This is a genomic window from Kutzneria kofuensis, from assembly GCF_014203355.1.
Lineage (GTDB): Bacteria > Actinomycetota > Actinomycetes > Mycobacteriales > Pseudonocardiaceae > Kutzneria > Kutzneria kofuensis.
In genome coordinates this window covers 4381798-4401802 of the sequence record NZ_JACHIR010000001.1, presented here as the reverse complement: position 1 = coordinate 4401802, position 20005 = coordinate 4381798, and the positions used below count along the sequence as shown (strand labels likewise).

The 20005-nt window shown below is 71.5% G+C and carries 24 protein-coding genes; 6 read left to right on the top strand and 18 right to left on the bottom strand.

Annotated elements, in window-relative coordinates:
• The first annotated feature begins 114 nt into the window (after positions 1-114).
• Both BJ998_RS20410 and BJ998_RS20405 read left to right on the top strand, forming a co-directional pair.
• On the top strand, positions 115-1113 hold the full coding sequence (locus BJ998_RS20410; protein ID WP_184863929.1) for an NAD-dependent epimerase/dehydratase family protein: 999 nt from the start codon (positions 115-117) through the stop codon (positions 1111-1113).
• Between the two features lie 31 nt (positions 1114-1144).
• Positions 1145-1786 carry an MBL fold metallo-hydrolase gene (locus BJ998_RS20405; RefSeq protein WP_184863927.1) on the top strand — a complete coding sequence of 214 codons (642 nt, stop codon included), beginning with the start codon at positions 1145-1147 and terminating at the stop codon, positions 1784-1786.
• Here the strand turns inward: BJ998_RS20405 and BJ998_RS20400 are convergent.
• On the bottom strand, positions 1757-2470 hold the full coding sequence (locus BJ998_RS20400; protein ID WP_184863925.1) for a DUF2334 domain-containing protein: 714 nt from the start codon (positions 2468-2470) through the stop codon (positions 1757-1759). The two genes, BJ998_RS20405 and BJ998_RS20400, sit on opposite strands and share 30 nt — an antisense overlap.
• Positions 2471-2535: 65 nt before the next feature.
• On the bottom strand, positions 2536-3402 hold the full coding sequence (locus BJ998_RS20395; protein ID WP_184863923.1) for a phosphoribosylaminoimidazolesuccinocarboxamide synthase: 867 nt from the start codon (positions 3400-3402) through the stop codon (positions 2536-2538).
• 93 nt (positions 3403-3495) lie between these two features.
• Between BJ998_RS20395 and BJ998_RS20390 the strand changes: the two genes are divergently transcribed.
• Entirely contained in the window at positions 3496-3933 is a 438-nt protein-coding gene (locus tag BJ998_RS20390; protein ID WP_184863921.1) for a hypothetical protein, read from the top strand.
• Here the strand turns inward: BJ998_RS20390 and BJ998_RS20385 are convergent.
• The 5 genes from BJ998_RS20385 to BJ998_RS20365 all read right to left on the bottom strand — a co-directional run bounded on the left by BJ998_RS20385 (position 3908) and on the right by BJ998_RS20365 (position 8198).
• Positions 3908-4750, bottom strand: coding sequence for an MOSC domain-containing protein (locus tag BJ998_RS20385; RefSeq protein WP_184863919.1), 843 nt, complete (start codon positions 4748-4750; stop codon positions 3908-3910). The two genes, BJ998_RS20390 and BJ998_RS20385, sit on opposite strands and share 26 nt — an antisense overlap.
• Positions 4747-6180: an adenylosuccinate lyase gene (purB, locus tag BJ998_RS20380; protein WP_184863916.1), complete on the bottom strand. Its 1434-nt coding sequence runs from the start codon at positions 6178-6180 to the stop codon at positions 4747-4749. Before purB ends, BJ998_RS20385 begins: the two co-directional genes overlap by 4 nt.
• A gap of 148 nt (positions 6181-6328) precedes the next feature.
• Positions 6329-6919 carry a TetR/AcrR family transcriptional regulator gene (locus tag BJ998_RS20375; protein ID WP_184863915.1) on the bottom strand — a complete coding sequence of 197 codons (591 nt, stop codon included), beginning with the start codon at positions 6917-6919 and terminating at the stop codon, positions 6329-6331.
• Between the two features lie 21 nt (positions 6920-6940).
• Complete coding sequence (locus BJ998_RS20370) at positions 6941-7654, bottom strand: hypothetical protein (protein WP_184863913.1); 714 nt, start codon at positions 7652-7654, stop codon at positions 6941-6943.
• Positions 7655-7679: 25 nt separating this feature from the next.
• Positions 7680-8198 (bottom strand): SigE family RNA polymerase sigma factor, encoded by a 519-nt coding sequence (locus tag BJ998_RS20365; RefSeq protein WP_184863911.1) that lies wholly within the window; start codon positions 8196-8198, stop codon positions 7680-7682.
• A gap of 114 nt (positions 8199-8312) precedes the next feature.
• Here BJ998_RS20365 and BJ998_RS20360 point away from each other — a divergent pair, with 114 nt between their 5' ends.
• Together BJ998_RS20360 and BJ998_RS20355 are read left to right on the top strand one after the other, a co-directional pair.
• On the top strand, positions 8313-9350 hold the full coding sequence (locus tag BJ998_RS20360; RefSeq protein ID WP_184863909.1) for a threonine aldolase family protein: 1038 nt from the start codon (positions 8313-8315) through the stop codon (positions 9348-9350).
• Entirely contained in the window at positions 9347-9943 is a 597-nt protein-coding gene (locus tag BJ998_RS20355) for an HAD family hydrolase (protein ID WP_246488630.1), read from the top strand. The genes BJ998_RS20360 and BJ998_RS20355 overlap by 4 nt, the downstream gene beginning before the upstream one ends.
• Here BJ998_RS20355 and BJ998_RS20350 read toward each other — a convergent pair.
• The 10 genes from BJ998_RS20350 to BJ998_RS20305 form a co-directional block, all read right to left on the bottom strand.
• Positions 9921-10082, bottom strand: a complete 162-nt coding sequence (locus BJ998_RS20350) for a hypothetical protein (protein ID WP_184863907.1) — start codon at positions 10080-10082, stop codon at positions 9921-9923. The two genes, BJ998_RS20355 and BJ998_RS20350, sit on opposite strands and share 23 nt — an antisense overlap.
• Before the next feature lie 88 nt (positions 10083-10170).
• Positions 10171-11334 (bottom strand): pyridoxal phosphate-dependent aminotransferase, encoded by a 1164-nt coding sequence (locus BJ998_RS20345; RefSeq protein WP_184863906.1) that lies wholly within the window; start codon positions 11332-11334, stop codon positions 10171-10173.
• Positions 11335-11361: 27 nt separating this feature from the next.
• Complete coding sequence (locus BJ998_RS20340) at positions 11362-12510, bottom strand: transglycosylase SLT domain-containing protein (RefSeq protein WP_184863905.1); 1149 nt, start codon at positions 12508-12510, stop codon at positions 11362-11364.
• A complete protein-coding gene (locus tag BJ998_RS20335; RefSeq protein WP_184863904.1) occupies positions 12507-12812 on the bottom strand; it encodes a hypothetical protein in 306 nt (101 codons plus the stop codon). Before BJ998_RS20335 ends, BJ998_RS20340 begins: the two co-directional genes overlap by 4 nt.
• Positions 12813-12883: 71 nt before the next feature.
• Positions 12884-13648 (bottom strand): ESX secretion-associated protein EspG, encoded by a 765-nt coding sequence (locus tag BJ998_RS20330; protein WP_184863903.1) that lies wholly within the window; start codon positions 13646-13648, stop codon positions 12884-12886.
• A 6-nt stretch (positions 13649-13654) separates the two neighbouring features.
• Positions 13655-14836: a hypothetical protein gene (locus BJ998_RS20325; protein WP_184863902.1), complete on the bottom strand. Its 1182-nt coding sequence runs from the start codon at positions 14834-14836 to the stop codon at positions 13655-13657.
• 13 nt (positions 14837-14849) lie between these two features.
• Positions 14850-15422, bottom strand: a complete 573-nt coding sequence (locus tag BJ998_RS20320) for a DUF3558 domain-containing protein (protein ID WP_184863901.1) — start codon at positions 15420-15422, stop codon at positions 14850-14852.
• A gap of 23 nt (positions 15423-15445) precedes the next feature.
• On the bottom strand, positions 15446-15853 hold the full coding sequence (locus BJ998_RS20315; protein WP_184863899.1) for a hypothetical protein: 408 nt from the start codon (positions 15851-15853) through the stop codon (positions 15446-15448).
• 112 nt (positions 15854-15965) lie between these two features.
• Positions 15966-17222, bottom strand: a complete 1257-nt coding sequence (gene purD / locus BJ998_RS20310) for a phosphoribosylamine--glycine ligase (RefSeq protein WP_184863897.1) — start codon at positions 17220-17222, stop codon at positions 15966-15968.
• Between the two features lie 25 nt (positions 17223-17247).
• Positions 17248-17502: a UBP-type zinc finger domain-containing protein gene (locus BJ998_RS20305; protein ID WP_184863895.1), complete on the bottom strand. Its 255-nt coding sequence runs from the start codon at positions 17500-17502 to the stop codon at positions 17248-17250.
• Positions 17503-17522: 20 nt separating this feature from the next.
• Here BJ998_RS20305 and BJ998_RS20300 point away from each other — a divergent pair, with 20 nt between their 5' ends.
• Entirely contained in the window at positions 17523-19079 is a 1557-nt protein-coding gene (locus BJ998_RS20300; RefSeq protein WP_184863893.1) for a Na+/H+ antiporter, read from the top strand.
• Positions 19080-19097: 18 nt separating this feature from the next.
• Here BJ998_RS20300 and BJ998_RS20295 read toward each other — a convergent pair whose 3' ends face one another.
• Positions 19098-20003 (bottom strand): zinc-binding dehydrogenase, encoded by a 906-nt coding sequence (locus BJ998_RS20295; RefSeq protein WP_184863891.1) that lies wholly within the window; start codon positions 20001-20003, stop codon positions 19098-19100.
• Positions 20004-20005: the final 2 nt, after the last annotated feature.

The following is a 20005-nucleotide window of genomic DNA, read 5'->3' as shown; positions in this document are numbered from 1 at the left end:
GACCGGGTTTGTCCAGGTCGATGATTTCCGTCACGCCCGGCCCGGCCCGCCTCGGGCGTTCGCCCAGCGCGAGAGCGGTGGCGGCGGGCCGGCGGCCGGTCGAGGGTGTGAGCCATGCGACTACTGGTTCTGGGTGGGACGGTGTTCCTCGGCCACGCGGTGGCGGCGGAGGCGCTGGGCAGGGGTCACGAGGTGGTCTGTGTGGCCCGGGGAACGAGCGGGGACGTGCCGGCGGGGGCGCGGCTGCTGAAGCTGGACCGCGACGACCCGGAGGCGCTGGCGCCGCTGGCGGACGAGCGGTTCGACGCGGTGGTGGACGTGGCGACCATCTCCTACCCGTGGGTCCGCGACGCGGTGCGGGTGCTGGGGCCGAACGCGGGCCACTGGACGTTCGTGTCCTCGATCAACGTGTATGCCGACACGAAGACGCCGGGGCAGACGGTGGGGGCGCCGCTGCTGGAGCCGAGGCAGGAGGACGGGTCGACGCCGGCGGCGGACCCGGACCTGTACGGCGCGGTGAAGGTGGCCAGCGAGAACGAGGTGCTGGCGCACCTGGCCGACCGGGCGCTGGTCGTGCGGTCGGGTCTGATCACCGGCCCGGGTGACCGCAGCGACCGGTTCGGGTACTGGCCGGGGCGGTTCGCGCGGGGCGGCCGGGTGCTGGCGCCGGCGGCCGAGGGGCAGCTCACCCAGCACGTGGACGTCCGCGACCTGGCGTCGTGGTTCGTGGACGCGGGCGAGCAGGGCATCGCCGGCGTGTACGACGGCATCGGGCCGGCCCGGCCGCTCACCGAACTCCTCGACGAGATCAGGGAAGTCGTCGCGCCGGCCGACACCGAGATCGTGTGGGCGAGCGAGGAACAGTTGCGGGACAACGAGGTCGGCTACTGGGCGGGCCCGAAGTCGCTGCCGCTGTGGGTGCCGCCGGAGGACTACGGCTTCACGGCGCACGACGCGGAGCCGGCCATCGCGGCGGGGCTGAAGATCCGGTCGTTCGCCGACGCGGTGCGCGGCGCGCTGGCGGTGGAGGACGAGCTGGGCTTCGACCGGGAACGCAGGGCTGGCCTCACCGCCGCACAGGAAACCGAGGTGCTGGACCGGCTCCAGGCATAGGGTGGAGGCACACGTAGCGAAGGAGCCATCGATGCAAATCGTCCACTTCGGACACGCATGCGTGCTGCTCGACACGGGCTCGGCGCGGCTGCTGATCGACCCGGGCACGCTCGCCACCGGCTTCGAGCAGACCGAGGGCCTGGACGCGGTGCTGATCACCCACCAGCACTTCGACCACCTCGACCGGGACCGGCTGCCGGCGCTGCTCGCGGCCAATCCGGGCGCGAAACTCGTGGTGGACCCGGACTCCGCGGGCATCGTCAAGGAGTTGGGCCTCGAGCACACCGTCGCGAACGCCGGCGACAAGCTGACGCTGGCCGGCGCCACCGTCGACGTGATCGGCGGCCAGCACGCCAGCATCTACGGCGACCTGCCCGGCATCACCAACGTCGGCTACCTGGTCGACGGCGGCGCGTTCCTGCACCCCGGCGACTCGTTCGCGCGGCCGGCGGGGGACGTGGACGTGCTGGGCGTGCCGGAGTCGGCGCCGTGGCTGAAGCTGGCCGAGGTACTCGACTACGTCAAGGCGGTCAAGCCGCGCGTGGGCGTGCCGATCCACGAGGGGCTGCACAACGACCTCGGCCACATGCTCGCGGAGAACTGGCTCAACCAGACCAAGCCCGAGGGCACCGAGATCGTGCGGCTAGCTCACGGCGAGGCGACGAAGGTGTAGCCCCGCGTAGGTCATCGGTTCGGCGCCGTGGTGCAGGGCGATGTCGATCGCGTCGAGCACCGCCTGCCGCGGCCCGGGCCGGTGCAGGTCGTTGGCGTCCGCCGCGACGCGCACCAGCCCGCCGCGGCGGGCCGCCCGCGCGACGCCGAGCACCAGCGCCCAGCACAGCCACTGCTCGCCGCGCTCGGTGCGGGCCAGCCCGTGCACGCGACCGGGTATCACGGCGCCGCTGAACAGGTCCCGCACCGCCGTCACGTCCGCGCACAGCCGGAAACCGTGGCGGCGCAAGGCGATCAGCGTGCCGTTGGACGCCAGCCAGCGCGGTGGGGCGAAGTAGTCGGTGCGCAGGTCCAGCCGTTCGAGCAGGGCCCGGGCCGCGACCAGGCGCAGGTTCGCCTCGTGCGCGGGCAGCGCGGCGAACTCGGCCTGCCGGCGGATGATGCGGGGCCGGCGGCACGGGTCGAGGTCGTGGTCGATGCCGTGCAGCACGACGGCGTCGCCGCCGGCGGCTCGGCTGCGGACCCACCGCAGTGCGGGCGAGTCCGCCGAGTGCCGGCCCACCCTCGGGGCGACCAGCAGCGACAGCGGCACCCCGCGCGAATCCAGCTCGGCGGCCAGCCCGGTGGCCTGCGCGAGCGTTCGGGCGTTGATGCCGGACAGCGAGACGACCAGCCGGGAGCTCACCCACTAAGTGCGCCGCACCGGCATGGCCCCGGCCTGACGGTGAGGTGACGCGTCGGCGAACCCTGTCAGAACCGTCGGCCGGTGACCTTTTCGTACGCTTCCACGTACTTGGCGCGGGTGGCCGCGACGACGTCGTCGGGCAGCGGCGGGGGCGGCGTGTTGGACTTGCGGTCCCAGCCCGACTCCGGCGAGGTCAGCCAGTCCCGCACGTACTGCTTGTCGTACGAGGGCTGCACGCGGCCGGCCTGATAGCCGTCCAACGGCCAGTAGCGGGACGAGTCCGGCGTGAGGACCTCGTCGCCCAGCACGATCCGGCCGTTCGCGTCGCGGCCGAACTCCAGCTTGGTGTCAGCGAGGATGAGACCCGCCTTCTCCGCGATCTCCGCGCCGCGCTTGTACACGGCGAGCGTGAGGTCCCGCAGCTCGGCGGCGGTTTCCGCGCCGCCGGCGGCCATCTGCTCGAAGGTGATGTTCTCGTCGTGCTCGCCCAGCGGCGCCTTGGTGGCCGGCGTGAAGATCGGCTCGGCCAGCCGGGACGACTCGACCAGGCCGGCCGGCAGCCGCACACCGCAGACCGCGCCGGTGTTGTTGTAGTCGATCAACCCCGAGCCGGTGAGGTAGCCCCGGGCCACGCACTCGAACTCGATCATCTTCAGGCTGCGCACCAGCAGCGCCCGGCCACGCACCTCGGCGGGGATCCGGGGGTCGTCGTCGGAGACGAGATGGTTGGGCACGATGTCGCCCAGCGCCTCGAACCAGAACACGCTCATCGCCGTGAGCACCGCGCCCTTGTCCGGGATCTCGGTGGGCAGCACCCAGTCGTAGGCGGAGATCCGGTCGGACGCGACCAGCAGCAGCAGCTCGTCGTCAACCCGGTAGAGCTCGCGGACCTTGCCGGCGGCGATCTGCGCGTAGTCAGTGAGAGCGGGCACGACGGGCAGCCTACGTGTTCGGTCACCCGGCCGTTCGAGTGAACCCGGCGAGAGCGGCGAAACGGCCCTCCGGCGATGGCGTATTCACCCCGCATGACCGCGCGACTCCCGGACGGCAGGGTGCCGCGTGGTTTCCGTCCCGACGGCATGGTCCGCACGACCGGCTGGCTCCAGGTCGGCCGCGTCCCGATCAGCACCGGGATCTGGCCGGCGGCGGCCTTCGGCCTGATGGCGCTGCCGTTCGACGTGCCGTGGCTGCCGTTTCCGTGCGCCGCAGCGGGTTTCGCGCTGTGGCAGGTGTGGATCCGTTACGTGCAGCCGTCTTCACCGGCCGTGAACCTGGATTCCGTGCCCGCTTCGGACCTCCGACCCGGTGACTGGTTTCGCCCGTACGGCGGCATCGGGCCGGCCGCGCAGGTCGCCGAGACGCGGCCGGCCCCGGACGACCTGCTGCACGTCTCGCTGCGCGGCGGCCGCGAGCTGACGCTGTCGCCGGACTACCGGGTCAGGCGGGTTCGCCTGCGAAGCTAGACACGTCCGCCCAGCGGCCGACCGTCACGGCGTCGCCGACGGAGATCGTGCCGGGCCGCAGCACGACCGCCTTCATGCCGAACGTGACCCCGCCGCCGGGGTCGCGCCGGTACTGGGCCAGCGAGCGGATCGGCTCCGGGCCGGCGCGGCGGCCGGTGGCCTGGTCGACCATCGGCACCGCGCAGCGCACGCAGATCTTGGCGTAGCCGAACTCGGCGTCGCCGATGGCCATCCGGCGCACCCGGTCCTCGGTGTGCGGCTCCGGCCAGCCGCTGATCACGATGTTCGGCCGGAACCGGTTCATCGGCACCGGCTCCGCGCCCTTGTCCAGGATCCGCCCGTTCAGGCCGTCCAGGGACGCCAGCGAGGTCACCAGCAGCGCGTGCGCGTCGGCGAAACCGGTCAGCCCCTCGTGCTCGCCGGTGGACGGCCGGACGTGCTCCGGCGGCAGGCCGACCAGTCGGGACGGCTCGCCGAGGACCTCGCTGAACCAGTCCGCGGCCGCCTGCCCCTGGTCGACGCCGACGCCGTCCCAGTTGTGCACGCGAACCGGCCGGCGCTGACCGTCCGGCACGACGTCGAGCACCAGGTCCTCGATGTCCGGGGCCGACACCCGCAGTCGGCCGTCGACGACCGAGGGCCGCACCACGGCCAGCTTCGGCTCGTTGCGTTGGCTGCGGAACACACCGTCGCCGTCGACGACCATCCACGCCCGGTCGTGCCGCAGTCCCGTCGGCGTCACCTCGGTGGTCGGCGTCGTCGTGCCGGCGCAGCCCTTGATCGGGTAGCTGACCAGGGTCGAGACCTGGACGCTCACAGGATCGGCTCCGGCACGTAGCCGGCGGCGTCCGGGAACCGCTCCAGCGTCTTCGCGATCTCCGCGGCCACCGCGTCGACCTGGGCCCCGGCCACGCCGGTGAACGACAGCCGGTCCGCGAGCAGCTCGTCGAGCTGGGCCCGGTCCAGCGGGATGCGCTCGTCGGCGGCCAGCCGGTCCAGCAGGTCGTTGCGCTCCGCGCCCTGCTCCCGCATGGCCAGCGCCACCGCGACGGCGTTCTCCTTGATCGCCTCGTGCGCGGTCTCCCGACCGACGCCGGCCCGCACCGACGCCATCAGCACCTTGGTCGTGGCCAGGAACGGCAGGTAGCGGTCCAGCTCGCGGGCCACCACCGCCGGGTAGGCGCCGAACTCGTCCAGCACCGTCAGCATCGTCTCCAGCAGGCCGTCCAGCGCGAAGAACGCGTCCGGCAGGGCGACCCGGCGCACCACCGAGCAGGACACGTCGCCCTCGTTCCACTGGTCGCCGGCCAGCTCGCCGGTCATCGACAGGTAGCCGCGCAGGATCACGGCCAGGCCGTTGACCCGCTCGCAGGACCGGGTGTTCATCTTGTGCGGCATCGCGCTGGAGCCGACCTGGCCCGGCTTGAAGCCCTCGGTGACCAGCTCGTGCCCGGCCATCAGCCGGATCGTCTTGGCCAGGCTCGACGGCGCCGCCGCCAGCTGCACCAGCGCGGACAGCACGTCGAAGTCCAGCGACCGCGGATACACCTGGCCGACGCTGGTCAGCACCCGGCGGAAGCCCAGGAACTCGGCCACCCGGTGCTCCAGCTCGGACAGCTTCGCCGCGTCCCCGCCGAGCAGGTCCAGCATGTCCTGGGCGGTGCCGACCGGGCCCTTCACGCCGCGCAGCGGGTACCGCTCGACCAGGTCCTCCAGCCGCCCGAACGCCACGTGCAGCTCGTCGGCCGCCGTCGCGAACCGCTTGCCCAGGGTGGTGGCCTGCGCGGCCACGTTGTGCGAGCGGCCGGCCATCACCAGGTCGGCGTGCTCGACCGCGAGCCGGGCCAGCCGGGACAGCACGGCGGCCACCTTGCCCCGGATGAACTCCAGCGACTGCCGGATCTGCAGCTGCTCGACGTTCTCGGTGAGGTCGCGGGAGGTCATGCCCTTGTGCACCTGCTCGTGGCCGGCCAGGGCGTTGAACTCCTCGATGCGGGCCTTCACGTCGTGCCGGGTGACCCGCTCGCGCTCGGCGATGGAGGCCAGGTCCACCTGCTCCAGCACCCGCTCGTAGTCGGCGACCGCGCCCGCGGGCACGTCGATGCCCAGCTCCGCCTGCGCCTTGAGCACGGCCAGCCACAGCCGCCGCTCCAGCACGACCTTGTGTTCCGGCGACCAGAGGCCGACCAGCTGGGCCGACGCGTAGCGGCCGGCGAGCACGTTGGGGATGAGCGGCTTCGACGTCACGTGGACTGAGTTTAATGCCGCCCGTTCCGGGCGGGGCGAGGCTGCTCCAAAGCCGGTCTCTTCGCCTTGGCCGGAAAAATCGCTGAACAGACGCGATTTTCCCGGCCCGCGGCTCCAGAGACCGGCGCAGCCTCGCGATATCCGGCGATCAATCGCTGCCCGGTTGCCGAAGGTCCGGCATGACCGACAACAACATGCGCCGGGCCGCCGCCCGGGGGTCGGGGTGCAACTCGATCAGGGCGTTCACCACGGCCCCGTCCACCACCGAGATCAGCTGGTTGACCCGCTCGGCGTCCATCCGGAAGCCGCCCGCGGTGAGGATGTCCAGCAGCAGCTGCTGCAGCTCCGTGCCCAGCCGGCGCATCAGCGGCCGCAGGTAGGGCCGGCGGCCGGTGCCGACCAGCCGCTCGTAGCGCAGCATCACGGCCTGGCTGTCACTGTCCTTGACCAACAGGTCCAGCGCGAACTCGATGACGTCCATCGGCTCGCCGGCCAGCAGCTTGGCCAGCCGCTCCCGGCCGGCGTCCAGCTCGGCCCGGCCGTTGTACTCCACGGCCGCCTCGACCAGCTCGTCCAGCGAGTCGAAGTAGTACGTGGTCGAGGCCAGCGGCAGGCCGGCCCGCTCGGCCACGGCCCGGTGCCGGACGGCGTCGAAGCCGCCCTCGGTGAGCAGTGCCGCGGCCGCGGCGACCAGTTCCTGGCGGCGGCGCTCCCCCTTGGGGGTGCTGGCGGCGGTCATGCCCAGCGATGGTGCCAGTGCTCAGTAGCGCGCCGCGAGCCGGGCCGCGATGTCGCCCAGCTGGTTCACGTACGGGCCGGTCGGCGAGCCGTTCATCGGCAGGCTGGCCAGGGTCAGCGCGCCGCCGTTGCGGGTCTTCACCGTCACCGAGTTGCCCTTGGCCACGCGGACCGCCGGCTTGGCGCCGGTGCCCGGGTCGTTCGGCACGGACGGCGGCACCAGCACCAGTTCGAGCTTGCCCGAGTTGGAGCCGTCGGTGAGCTGGAACAACACGCCGGTCGAGCCGGTCGGGCAGCCGACGTCGGCGGCCATCGGCTCGGTGCCGGTGATGATCGGCAGCTCCGTCACCAGCGCGGCGGCCAGGCCCTGGTCGGGCGGCCCGCAGGTGACCCCGCCTCCGACGTCCGGGCTGTTCGGCGCGGCCTTGCCGCCGCCGGGGCCGGCGTCGTTGGTGTTGAAGTTCGGGTTCAACGACATCGGCGAGGTCGCGTTCGGCGACGCCGGTCCGTCCGCGGACACCGTGCTCGACTCGCTGCCACCGAACGGCCTGGTCAGCACCAGGGCGCCGCCGATCAGCAGCACGCCGACCGCGACGCCGGCGCCGGTCTGCAAGCGCTTGCGGGCCCGCGCGGTCGCCCGTGCCGACGCGACCACGACGTCATGGGTGTCGAAGGACGGCGGCGGCACGTCGCCGACCGCGTCACGGAACTTCTCGGCTAGCTGCTTGTCATCCATCCGTTCATCCACCTCCCCGTCACGCTCACGTCGCCGGCCGCAGGTCGTCCAGGACGTCCCCCAGCTCCGCCCGCAGCGTCTCGAGGCCCCGCGCGGTCTGGGACTTCACGGTGCCCTCGGTGCACTTCAGGACCTTCGCCGCCGCGGCGACGTCCAGTCCCTCCAGGAACCGCAGCACCAGCACCGCCCGCTGGCGCGGGGGCACCTTGCGCAACCCGTCGAGCAGCACGTGCCTGGTGGCGACCGCGTCGCCGACCTCGGTCGCCGCCGTCGGGGTGTCGGGCAGCTGGTCGGTGAACCGCTCCCGGCGCCACGGCCGGCGCGACTCGTCGATCACCGCGCGCACCACCGTCCGGCGGACATAGGCGTCCAGGGCCTCCCTGTCCCTGATCTTGTGCCACCTGCGGTGCAGCGCGACGAACGCGGTCTGGGCAAGATCGTCCGCGCGGTGCCAGTCGCCGCACATCAGGTACGCGGTCCGGCGCACGGCATCGCGCCGGGCCGCGAAGTACTCCGCGAACTCCTGCTCGTCGCGCTGGTCCACGCGGGCTCTCTCTGCTCTTCGTGTCGACACCTACCGGACGGAAAGGTCGGCCCATACGGTTGCACGCCGCCCGTGACGTCCGCCATACGGGTGGGTGCAGGTCCCCCATACCCGATGTGGTGTGATCCGACCGTGACCCAGCAGCCGCTGCTCGACTTCCGCTCGGACACCGTGACCAAGCCGGACGAGGCGATGCGCGCCGCGATGGCCTCCGCCGAGGTGGCCGATGACGTGCTCGAACACGACCCCACGATGCGCGCGCTCGAGGAACGGGTGGCCGGGCTGCTCAACACCGAGGCCGCGCTGTGGGTGCCCAGCGGCAGCATGGGCAATCTGATCGCGCTGTTCCTGCACCTGCGCCGGGGCGACCGGTTCCTGGCCGCGCACTCCTCGCACGTGCTGGACAACGAGCTCGGCACCGCCGCCTGGATCGCCGGCGGCATGCCGTACCCGATGGACTGGGACGCCGGCCCCGGCCGGATGTCCGCCGCGGCCATCCACGACATCGCCGGCAGCGAGCCGAGCTATCACGGCCTGAACACCACGCTGCTGTCGCTGGAGAACACCCACAACGCCGCCGGCGGCACCGTGATGCCGTTGGAGGCGCACATGCAGCTCGTCGCCGCCGCGCGGGAATGCCGGCTGCGCGTGCATCTCGACGGCGCACGGCTGTGGAACGCCTCCGTCGCGCTCGGCGTCGCTCCGGCCGAGCTGACCGTCGGCGTGGACACCGTGCAGGTCTGCCTGAGCAAGGGCCTCGGCGCGCCGGTCGGATCCATCGTCGCCGGCACCGAGGAGTTCGTCGTCGAGGCGCGGCGGGTGCGCAAGATGCTCGGCGGCGGCGTGCGGCAGGGTGGCATCCTCGCCGCGGCCGGGCTGGTCGCGCTGGACCGTGTCGACGACCTGGCCGACGACCACGCCAACGCCAAGCTGCTCGCCGAGGGCCTGACCGAGCTCGGCTGGAGCGTGCGGACCCCGGAGACCAACATCGTGCTGGCCGCGGTCCCCGACCTGCGCAACGCCATCAAGATGCTCGGCCGGCTCGGCATCCAGACCGGCCCCATGTCCGGCCAGGTGCGCTTCGTCACGCACCGAGACCTCAGCACCGCCGACGTCAAGGACGCCCTGCACCGAATCGGGAGCGCGAGTTGAACTGGCTGGTCTTCGACTACGGCGGCGTGATCAGCCGGCACACGCAGGCGATTCCGGCGATGGCGGCCCGGGTCGGCGCCGAGGTCACGGCGTTCGAGCCGGGCTACTGGTCCGAGCGCGACGTCTACGACCGCGGCTGCCCGGACATCGACTACTGGCGGGCCGTCTGCGCGCACGTCGGCGTCGACGTGGACGAGCAGCTGTCCGAAGAGCTGACCCGGCTGGACATCGAGGGCTGGCTGCCCACCGACGACAACACCGTGAAGCTGCTCGGCCGGCTCACCGGCATGGGCGCCCGGCTGGCGCTGCTGTCCAACGCCCCCAGCTCCTTCGGCCGGGTCGCCGAGCGCCAGCCGTGGGCCGAGCACTTCACGCACCTGGTGTTCTCCGGCGACCTGTCGCTGGCCAAGCCGGACGCCGAGATCTACGCCGCCCTGTTCGGCAAACTGGGGGCCAGGGCGGCGGACTGCCTGTTCGTCGACGATCGTCAGGCCAATGTGGACGGTGCGCTGGCCGTCGGCATGTCCGCCCACCTGTGGACGTCGGCCGACGACCTGGCCGACACCCTGATCAGGTTCGCGACTTGTTCCTGATCGCGCCGTAGATCGCGGTGGCGACGAACAGGATCCCCCCGATGATGGCGAGCCAGAACAGGCCCTTGAGCAGTGCGCCGAGGACGGTGATCGCGAGCCACGCGATCAGCAGAACGGCGATGATGGCAACGAACACCATGGCAGTCTCCTTCGTCAGCTTGCCTTGAGACCAGCCTGCCACCCGGGTCCGACGGTTGGCGGGTTTTCGGCGCCAGATCAGGGACAGATCAGGGTCGCCCTGAGTGGCTGTCGGGGAGCCAGCCACCGAGGCGGTCCAGGGCCCGTTCCATGTCCAGCATCGAACCGGCGAAGGAGAGCCGGACGAACCGGTCGCCGTGCGCCGGGTCGAAGTCGATGCCGGGCACGATGGCCAGGCCGGTCTCCGCCAGCAGGCGCTTGCACCAGGCCATCGAGTCGTCGGTCAGGTGCGAGACGTCGGCGTACACGTAGAACGCGCCGTCGGCCGGGGCCAGCTTGTCGATGCCCAGCTCGGCCAGGCCCTTCACCAGCAGGTCCCGGTTGGCCCGGTAACGCTGGACATGCGCGTCGACCTCGGCGTACGACTGGGGCGAGAACGCCTCCACCGCCGCGTACTGGCTCGGCGCGGGCGGGCACAGCGTGAAGTTGCCGGTCAGGCGGTCCACCGGCCGGACGAGCTCCGTCGGCGCCAGCATCCAGCCCAGCCGCCAGCCGGTCATCGAGAAGTACTTGGAGAAGCTGTTCACCACGATCGCCTCGCGGGAGGTCCGCCAGGCGCAGTCGAGCGGCTCGCCGTAGCTGATGCCGTGGTAGATCTCGTCGCTGACCAGCCGGACGGCGTTGCGCTCGCACCAGGTCGCCAGTTCGGCCAGTCGATGCGCCTCGAGGACGGTGCCGGTCGGGTTGGCCGGGCTGGCGATGACCAGGCCCTGGATGTCGAGGCCCTCCAGCATCGCCACCGTCGGCTTGAAGTCCACCTCCGGCCCGCACGGCAGGTCCACCACCTCACAATCCAGCGCCGCCAGGATGTTCCGGTACGCCGGATAACCCGGCCGCGGCAGCGCCACCCGGTCGCCGGCGTCGAAGGCGGCCAGGAACGCCGACAGGAAAGCGCCCGACGAGCCGGTCGTCACGATCACCGACTCCGGCGCCACGTCCAGGTCGTAGCGCTTCCGGTAGTGGCCGGCGATGGCTTCCCGCAGCTCCGGGATGCCCAGCTGCTCGGTGTAGCCGAACGGCTGCGTCTCCAGGGCGCGGTGCGCCGCCGCCAGCACCGGGGCCGGCGCGGGCGTGGACGGCTGGCCCGCGGCCAGCGACAGCACGTCACCGTGGGTCCGCTGCCGCTCCGCGGCGGCGGACACCACGTCCATCACGTGAAACGGCGGCACATCCGCGCGCCTGGCGACGACCATGCCGTCAGCTTAATTGGGCCCGTCGCGTCAGTAGCCCTGGTACGCGCCCCCGTGCGACATGGCCCGGATGCCCGGCACGTTGGACACCGAGCCGTAGCGGGCGATCGAGTAGCGGACGCCGGCGATGATGTTGTCCACCGGGTTGTAGATGTCGTCGTGGCCGGGCAGCTTGTGCGCCTGGAACGTCGAGTCGATGCACTGCATGAGGCCCTTGGACGGGTGGCCCGCCTTGGCGTTGGAGTCCCACAGGTTGATCGCGTGCGGGTTGCCGCCGGACTCGTGCTGGATGATCGCCCAGATGTCGTTCTCGCTCATCTTCGAGGTGTCGACGCCGTTCTCCTGGAGGATCTTCATCGCCTCCTCGATCCACTCCTTCACCTGGCCCTGCGGCGCGGGGCCGCCGCCACCGGCCGGCGGGCCGCCGCTGGGGCCGAGGCCACCGCCTCCGCCGCCACCATCGCCGCCTCCGTCGTAACCGCCGCCCCCGCCACCGCCGCCTCCTCCGCCGGAGTGCGAGGCGGGCGGGTTCGCGCCCTGCGTGGTGGTGTTGGCCGGGCCGGGATCCGGCTTCGCCTGCCAGTCGATGGTGCGTCCCGGCGCGGGCACGAAGGACTGCTCGCCCGGCGCCGGCAGCACGGAGAACTTGGACGCGATGAAGGTCGCGCTCTTGAGCTGGTTGAGAGCATTGCTCAACTCGTGGTCGGCCGCGTCGACGGCCTTCTGCACGTCACCCTTGGCCGCGTCGCACAGCGGCTTGATCGCCGCCTCGCGCTCGCCGTCCTTGGGCTGCGGATTCGCCGCGTCCCAGTTGCGGACCTCGCCGAGCAGGCCCTCACAGCGACTGTCCACAGCGGACTTCGCCTGTTCGAGGGCGCCCGCCGCCGCCTCCAGCGCCGCCGCGCCGTTGTTCAGCGCCTCCGACATGGAGGAGCCGGCCTTGGTGAAGTTGCCCATGTAGGCCGTGAAGGCGTCGGCCGAGCCACCCGCCCAGGCGCCGTCCAGCGCGTTCACCGCAGACGTGACGGCCTTGCCCTGGTCGTCGCATTTGGACGCGCTGTCCCGCCAGTGCTTCGCCGTGTCCCGGATCGACTGCGGCTGGGCGTTCTCCACCTTGCGGGCGATGTCGGCGACCTCGCCGCCACCGGGCAAGCCCGCGACGTCGTCGACAGCACTCATGTCGCCGTCAGTCCCCTCGCGTTCTGCTTCTCCTGCTCCTGCAGCGTCGTCTGGATCGAGTCCAGTGAGGACTCCACCTTGCGCAGCAGGTTCTCCGCCGCCTGCAGCTCGCCGTGCACCGCGCCCGCGAAACCGTCGATCGCGCTCGCGAAGCCCGCCGAGGCGTTCAGCTTGCCGAACACGTCCGCGCTGGTCGACGAGCCCTGGAAGCCGTCGCCGACGCCGCCGTACTGCCCGGCCTGCGTGTTCATGGCACTGCGGCAGGCGTCGATCGCGTCGAAGTTGTACTTCGTTGCCGTCACGGTGCCCCCCTTCTCGCGTAACTCTGACGGGCCCGACCGGTCGGTGGTTCCGATTTCAGCCCGACGGGTGATCAGACCTCGTCGAGCAGCTCCCGGAGGCTGGTCGCCAGCCGCTGGTTGTCCGCGGGGGTGATGGTGCTCCACTCCGTGCGGTCCGCGCTGGGTTTCACCAGATGCAGGTAGCGCCCGTTGGGCGTGTCATGGAACGCCACCACCCGGTCCGCCCGCTTCGGCCGTTCCGCGCCCTTCGCCGTCTCCACGCCGAACTGGCCCCGGGTGGTCATGCCCGCCACCATGCCGACCAGGGCCTGGGCCTGGCCCAGCGGCACGCCCTCGTCCGACAACTCCATGACCAGCCGCTGCGGGTCGCCGTGCGCGCGGCCGTCCGCGCCCGTCAGCACCTTCGTCGGCAGGCTCACCGACTGGCCCGGGCCCGGCGGCATGTCGCCCGCCACCGACACCGCCGAGTCCGCGATCGACTCGTCCCGGGTGCGGATCAGCCACACCTCGTCGCCGTCGACCACGCCCATCAGCGCGCTGCCGCCGTTCGACGCCGCCAACAGCGTGATCTTGCGGTCCGGGGCCCAGATGAAGCCGTACACCGCTCGCCTCGGGTAGGCCAGCAGCGCCAGATCGTCCGAGATGTCCGGCGTCGCCCTACCTCGCTCCGCCAGCCCCCGCTGCTCCAGCGAGCGCCACGTCTCCTGGACCAGGCGGGACCGCTCCGTGTGCGTCATCCCCGGGCTCGGCACGTTCAGCGCCACGTGCCGGCGGGGGAAGCGCTCGTTCTCCCACAGGACGTCGAAGTCCAGTCGGGACAGGACCGTCGGCTCCATCGCCGGCTACGCGTCCGGGTCCTCGCCGAGCACCGTCGGCGCCACCAAGCGGTGGTCGCCGAACAGGTCCTCCTCCACCGTGTACTTCCGGTCGTGCTCGCTGTCCTCTTCCTTCTTGCCCTTGCCGCCGGCGGCGCCCGGCTGCATCATCGACGACCCCGCGCGGCCCTGCGGCCCGATCCGCTCCGCCGTCCTCGCCCGCGCCGCCTCTTCCTCGTCGATCGCCCCCGCCGTCGCGCTCGCCTTGCTCGGCGTGTTCCCCTTCTCGCCCGGCGCCGCGTTCGTCCCGCCACCACGGACCATCGCGTTCGGGTTGCCGCTCCGGGCCCCCGCCGCCACCGCGCCCGCGCCGCCCGCCAGCGCCGCCCCGAGGCCCACTTCCTCCGCCAGCAGCCCACTCGCCGCTGCCGCCGCCGGCGGCAACGCCCCCGGCAACCGCCCCGTGCCCGGTCCGACCCCCGTCACGCCACCCGGCCCCGGCACGCCACCCCCAGGAACCCCACCCGGCGGAGCGTATCCACCGCCTCCCGGCACTCCAGTCGCCGAGTAGCCGCCGTAGCCGCCGCCACCTGGGCCCGCGTACCCGCTCGCCGTGCCGCCGTAGCCGCCGACCGAGTTGATCGACGCCCCCTGCACCGGCTGCGCCACCAGCCCGATGTTCGGCGGCGCACTCATCGGCGTCGTGCTGGCGATGGCATCCTGCGAGTTCGACTGATAGGCGTTCAACTGCGCAATAGCCTGATCCCGATCAGCCTGCGCCTGTTCAACCTCTTTGGCATGGTCCGTCTGATACCCGAAGAACCCCGCCACGTTGTCCATGGTCGTCTTGTCGGTATCCGTAGACGGTGCAGGCGCGGTCTTGGCGACTGCGTAGGAATCGCTCTGCGTCGCCAGCCCGGAATTGGCGGTGTCGATGTGGTACTGCGACTGGTCCCCGTAGTTCACGGTCGAGGCCAACTGCTGCTGACCACCCTGGCCGGCCACGCTGTGCCAGTCGATCCCGATCTTTGCCATCTGCGTGGTCAGGATCTGGTTCGTCGCGTCGAGGTCCTGAGCGACGCTGTGCAGCGTGTCGATCGCCGACTGCACAGCCTCATTGCCCGGCCCCTGCTTGAGTTTGTTCACCTGGTCCGCGAGCTGCGCGTTGGAGAACCCGTCGAACCGGATGTCGCCGAGTTTCGGTGCCATGGTCGCCTCCGCTCTAGCTCTTCGTCTGCAAGGTCGCCAACGTCAGGCTGGCCAACTGCTTCGACAGGTCGCACATCTGAGTGTTGCTGAGGTCGCCGGAATGCGGAAGAACACCGGCAAACAACTCTTTTCCGTCGGCGATACTCACTATCGTGTCGCACAGATGCCCGGCGGGCGCGTTCCAATCCTCCCCTTTGGCCACGATCTGAATCGCGGGGAATGATGAAACCGTCACCTGCCTTGCCGTCCAGTTTCCCGTGTAGGCCAACCAGTAGTCGATGCCGCGCTTCGGGTCGAGCCGTACCGTCATCGTGTACTTGACCGGATCGGTGACCTGATACGTGCAACTCGTCGTCGCTCCGGTCTCGCCCCAGCCTGGTCCAGGCGTGCCGCTCGACACCTTCATCTGTGCCATCTGATCCTGGGTGAGCAAGGCGCAGGGGTCGACATTGACGCTCAAGTCCTTGGGACGCGCTGGAATGGACACCGACGATCCAGTCGGTGTGGTGGTCGTGCCGGGGCTCGCCGTACCCGGATCCTGGGTCGTGCATCCGGCCGCAGCGACTCCGACCAGCGCGATCGCCACGCCGACTCGAGTACCGACTCGCACTACTTGGCTCCAAACGCGTCTTTGATCTGGTCCTCGGTGAACCCGTACTGCTGCGCGGCTGTCTTGAGCTGCTCAGCCAGCTTCTCGAGACCGTCGATGTACTGACCGATCCGGTTCGCATACGAGTCGTCGTTGATCAAGAGAATCTTGGACCACTCGTAGGCGGCCGCCTGACTGACGTCGTCGCCACCGATCACACCAGAAAAAAGGTTCTGCAACTTCGGGCGTGTGATCGCGTTCAGCTGGTCGACCTGCTGCTGGATGATCTTGCCCGCTTGCAGCACGGTGTCGTGGTTGACGGTGAGCTGGCCGCCACTGATACCGGCGAACTCGCCGGCGACCGCGCCGAACGGCGCCATGATGGATGCGTTGATGGACGCCAGGTCGGCGCCGACCTGCTTTGCCATGTCACTCATGACCGCCCCCGCACGCTTCGTGACTACTCGGACCCGGTTCGCAGGCTACCAACGATGGTGTGTGCCGTGCCTGAGTTCGACGAAGGCGGGGGCGCGGCGGTTCCTACGGGATGCGGACCTCGCCGTCGGCGGCCTTGAGGGCGATGTCGGAGCGGTGGTGGGAGCCGGTGAGTTCGACGCGGGAGACGAGGGCGTAGGCGGCGTCGCGGGCGGAGGCGAGGTCGGGGCCGGTGCCGACGACGGAGAGGACACGGCCGCCGGAGGAGACGACGGCGCCGTCGTCACGGCGACGGGTGCCGGCGTGCAGGACGCCGTCGAGCTCGGCACCGGTGATGACATCGCCGGTGCGGGGCCGGCCGGGGTAGCCCTCGGCGGCGATGACAACGGTGACGGCGGCGCCGTCCTCCCACTCGAGCGGCGGGTGGTCGGCGAGCCGGCCCTCGGCGGCGGCCAGGAAGAGGCCGGCGAGAGGGGTCTTGAGCAGCGCCAGCACGGCCTGGGTCTCGGGGTCGCCGAACCGGCAGTTGAACTCGATGACCTGGGGGCCGTCGGAGGTCAACGCCAAGCCGCAGTACAGGAGCCCGGAGAAGGGGGTGCCGCGGGAGGCGAGCTCGTCGACGACGGGCTGCACGACGCGGGCGACGACGTCGTCGACGAGGCCGGCCGGGGCCCACGGCAGCGGGCTGTAAGCGCCCATGCCGCCGGTGTTGGGGCCGGCGTCGTTGTCGCCGACCCGCTTGAAGTCCTGGGCGGGCAGCAGCGGCACGACGGTGGCGCCGTCGACGACACAGAACAAGGAGGCCTCGGGACCGTCGAGGAAGGACTCGAGCAGGACGGGGTGCCCGCCGTCGAGCAGGTGCATGGCGTGCGCCCGGGCGACGTCGTAGTCCTTGGTGACGACAACGCCCTTGCCGGCGGCGAGCCCGTCGTCCTTGACGACCCAGGTGGGCCCGAACCGGTGCAGCGCGGCGTCGAGCCGGGCGGGCGTGTCGACGATCTCGCTTCGCGCGGTGGGCACGCCGGCGGCCTGCATGACGTCCTTGGCGAACGCCTTGGATCCCTCGATCCGGGCGGCCTCCTTGGACGGCCCGAAGCACGGGATGCCGGCGTCGCGCACGGGGTCGGCGGCGCCGGCGACGAGCGGCACCTCGGGCCCGATCACGACGAGGTCGGCGTTCCATTCCTTGGCCAGGGCGGCGACCGAGCCGGGGTCGGCGAGGTCGACGCCGTACGTCTCGGACACGGCCGAGGTGCCGGCGTTGCCAGGGGCGCAGGCCAACGCGGTCACGGCGGGGTCTTTGGACAACGCCAGCAACAGGGCATGCTCCCGGGCACCAGACCCGATGACGAGGACGCGCACGACCGAACAGCGTACAGGTGCTGGTTCAGACGAGTCGGTCGTCCACGAAACACCACCGCCACGACTCGCCGGGTTCGAGCGAGCGCATCACCGGATGCCCGGTGTCGGCGTGGTGCGCGGAGGCGTGCCGCCGCGGGCTGGAGTCGCAGCACCCGACGTGCCCGCACGTCAGGCACAGTCGCAGGTGGACCCACCGGCGCTCGCCGGCGGCGAGGCAGTCCTGGCAACCTGCCGAAGTCTGCGGGACCGCGGCCTCGTCGGGCACGTGTACGCAGGCCATCTTGAATACCCTTTCCCCTCGTGCAAGGCGTCGAGATTCTCCTGTTGCTGGCCGGGTCGCTGGCGGTGACGGCGGTCGCCCGCCGGCTGGACTGGCCGGCCCCGCTGCTGCTGGTGGCGGTCGGCCTGGCGGTGTCGTTCGTGCCGGGCATGCCGTCGTTCCGGCTGGAGCCGGAGCTGGTGCTGGTGATCGTGCTGCCGCCGCTGCTCTACTCCTCCGCCCTGGACTCCTCGTACGTCAACATCCGCCGCAACATCCGGCCGATCGGGCTGCTGGCGATCGGCCTGGTGCTGGCGACCACGCTAGGCGTGGGACTGGTCGCGCATCTGGCGATCCCGGCGCTTTCGTTGCCCGCGTCACTCGTACTTGGTGCGATCGTGGCGCCGCCGGACGCGGTGGCGGCGGTGGCGATCGGCCGCAAGCTGGGCCTGCCGCGCCGGATCATGACCCTGCTGACGGGCGAGAGCCTGGTCAACGACGCGACGGCGCTGACGGCGTACAAGGTGGCGGTCGCGGCGGCGACCGGCGCGGCGATGTCCTGGGGTTCGGGCATCCTGACGTTCCTGCTGGCGTCGGTGGGCGGCACGCTGATCGGCTACCTGATCGGCGTGGTGGTGCACTGGATCCGGTTGCGGCTGCACGACAGCGTGCTGGAGAGCGGCCTGGGCATGCTGGTGCCGTTCGGCGCTTACCTGATCGGGGAGGCGGCGTACACCTCGGGCGTGCTGGCGGTCGTCGCGGCCGGCTTGTACCTGGGGCACAACGCGCCGCGGGCGGGCTACGCGACCCGGTTGCAGGAGACGGCGGTCTGGCGCGCGGTGGACATGCTGCTGGAGTCCTGGGTGTTCGCGTTGATCGGCCTGCAGCTGCGGGTCGTGTTGACGGACAGCGGCGCTACCTGGCCGCTGTTCGGGTCGGCGCTGCTGGTGTTGCTGGCGGCGATCGTGGTGCGGATCCTGTGGGTGTATCCGGGCACGTACGTGCCCCGCCTGTTGTCGGCGAAGATCCGCGAACGGGAGGAGCCGCCGTCGCCACGTGGGGTGTTCATCGTGGCGTGGACGGGAATGCGCGGCGTGGTGTCGCTCGCGGCGGCGTCGGCGCTGCCGCTGGACATGGCCGGCCGCGACGTGATCCTGCTGTGCACGTTCGTGGTGACGGTCGGAACCCTTATGGTGCAAGGACTTTCGCTGCCGGGACTGATCCGGCTGCTGGGCGTGCGGAGCACCGACGAGCACACCGACACGCTGGCCGAGGCGCAGGTGAAGTATCACGCGGCGAAGGCATCGGTGGAGCGCCTCGACCAGGCGACGAGCGAGGGAACGCCGGAACACGTGGTCACGAGGCTGAAGTTGCTCGCCGAGCATCGGGGCAACGCCGCGTGGGAGCGGCTGGGCCGGTCGGACGACGAGATCGGCGAGACCCCGGCGGCCCGCTGGCAGCGGCTGCGCCTGACCATGCTGCTGGCCGAACGCGAGGTGTTCCTCGCCGCCCGCGACGCTCACGAGATCGACGACGAGGTTTTCCGCCGCGTGCAACGGGAACTGGACCTGGAGGAGGCCGCGCTCACCCGCGAGTGAGCGCGACCCCGGGCAGGGTCAGGCGACGTCCAGCACGGCCTTGCCGACGACCTTGCGGCCCAGCAGCGCCTCGATGGCGTCGTCGGCACGGTCCCAGCTGCCGCGGTAGCCGATCTCCACGTCGAGCTGCCCGGCGGCGAGCAGCGACACCAGGTAGGCGAGTTCCTCGCCGATGCCGACGCCCATCATGAACGCCTCCAGGCGCCGCTTCGGGCCGACCGTCGAGTACGGCGGGAACACCGTCGGCTCGCCGGAGGCGGCGCCGATGGACTGCAGTGAGCCGCCCTCCGCGAGCAGCCCGAACAGGGTGGCCGTGTTCGGGCCGCCGGCGTTGTCCAGCACGCCGTGCAGGGGACCCTCGACGCCCTCGACGCCGACGACGACCTCCGCCGCGCCGAGCTTGTCGAGTCCCGCGCCGCGAGCCGCACCGCTGACGGAGGCGATGACGTGGGCACCGGCCCGCGCCGCCAGCTGCACGGCGAAGCGGCCGACGCCGCCGGCCGCGCCGGTGATCAGCACCCGCTTGCCCACCACGGACCCGAGCCGGCGCAGCGCCCGCAGCGCCGTCGCGCCGGCGACCGGGATCGCCGCGGCCGACGCGAAGTCGACGTTGTCGGGCAGCACGGCCAATTCCGTGGTGTCGACGGCGCGCAGCTGGGCCCAGCCACCGTCGCGACCGTAGGTGACGACACGTGAGCCGACGTCGGGTCCGCTGCCGTCGGCGGCGGCCTGTACGACCACACCGGCGGCGTCCCAGCCCTGCACCTCGCCCTCGGGCGAGACGAAACCGCCGGAGGCCTCGCCGTAGTTCACCGAGATCGCCTTGACCTCGACCAGCACCTGGTTGGGCGCCGGGACCGGCTGGGCGACCTCACCGAACCGGAACCCGGACGGGGCGGACGGATCCACGAGCAGCGCGCGCATCA

What these genes read in the sequence shown, in the direction of transcription:
- BJ998_RS20370 (WP_184863913.1), bottom strand. Translation starts at nt 7,654, where the DNA reads ATGGATGACAAGCAGCTAGCCGAGAAGTTCCGTGACGCGGTCGGCGAC.
- BJ998_RS20350 (WP_184863907.1), bottom strand. Translation starts at nt 10,082, where the DNA reads ATGGTGTTCGTTGCCATCATCGCCGTTCTGCTGATCGCGTGGCTCGCG.
- BJ998_RS20315 (WP_184863899.1), bottom strand. Translation starts at nt 15,853, where the DNA reads ATGGCAAAGCAGGTCGGCGCCGACCTGGCGTCCATCAACGCATCCATC.
- BJ998_RS20360 (WP_184863909.1), top strand. Translation starts at nt 8,313, where the DNA reads ATGTGGTGTGATCCGACCGTGACCCAGCAGCCGCTGCTCGACTTCCGC.
- BJ998_RS20325 (WP_184863902.1), bottom strand. Translation starts at nt 14,836, where the DNA reads ATGGCACCGAAACTCGGCGACATCCGGTTCGACGGGTTCTCCAACGCG.
- BJ998_RS20410 (WP_184863929.1), top strand. Translation starts at nt 115, where the DNA reads ATGCGACTACTGGTTCTGGGTGGGACGGTGTTCCTCGGCCACGCGGTG.
- BJ998_RS20345 (WP_184863906.1), bottom strand. Translation starts at nt 11,334, where the DNA reads ATGGTCGTCGCCAGGCGCGCGGATGTGCCGCCGTTTCACGTGATGGAC.
- BJ998_RS20330 (WP_184863903.1), bottom strand. Translation starts at nt 13,648, where the DNA reads ATGGAGCCGACGGTCCTGTCCCGACTGGACTTCGACGTCCTGTGGGAG.
- BJ998_RS20390 (WP_184863921.1), top strand. Translation starts at nt 3,496, where the DNA reads ATGACCGCGCGACTCCCGGACGGCAGGGTGCCGCGTGGTTTCCGTCCC.
- BJ998_RS20295 (WP_184863891.1), bottom strand. Translation starts at nt 20,003, where the DNA reads ATGCGCGCGCTGCTCGTGGATCCGTCCGCCCCGTCCGGGTTCCGGTTC.
- BJ998_RS20305 (WP_184863895.1), bottom strand. Translation starts at nt 17,502, where the DNA reads ATGGCCTGCGTACACGTGCCCGACGAGGCCGCGGTCCCGCAGACTTCG.
- BJ998_RS20340 (WP_184863905.1), bottom strand. Translation starts at nt 12,510, where the DNA reads ATGAGTGCTGTCGACGACGTCGCGGGCTTGCCCGGTGGCGGCGAGGTC.
- BJ998_RS20375 (WP_184863915.1), bottom strand. Translation starts at nt 6,919, where the DNA reads ATGACCGCCGCCAGCACCCCCAAGGGGGAGCGCCGCCGCCAGGAACTG.
- BJ998_RS20405 (WP_184863927.1), top strand. Translation starts at nt 1,145, where the DNA reads ATGCAAATCGTCCACTTCGGACACGCATGCGTGCTGCTCGACACGGGC.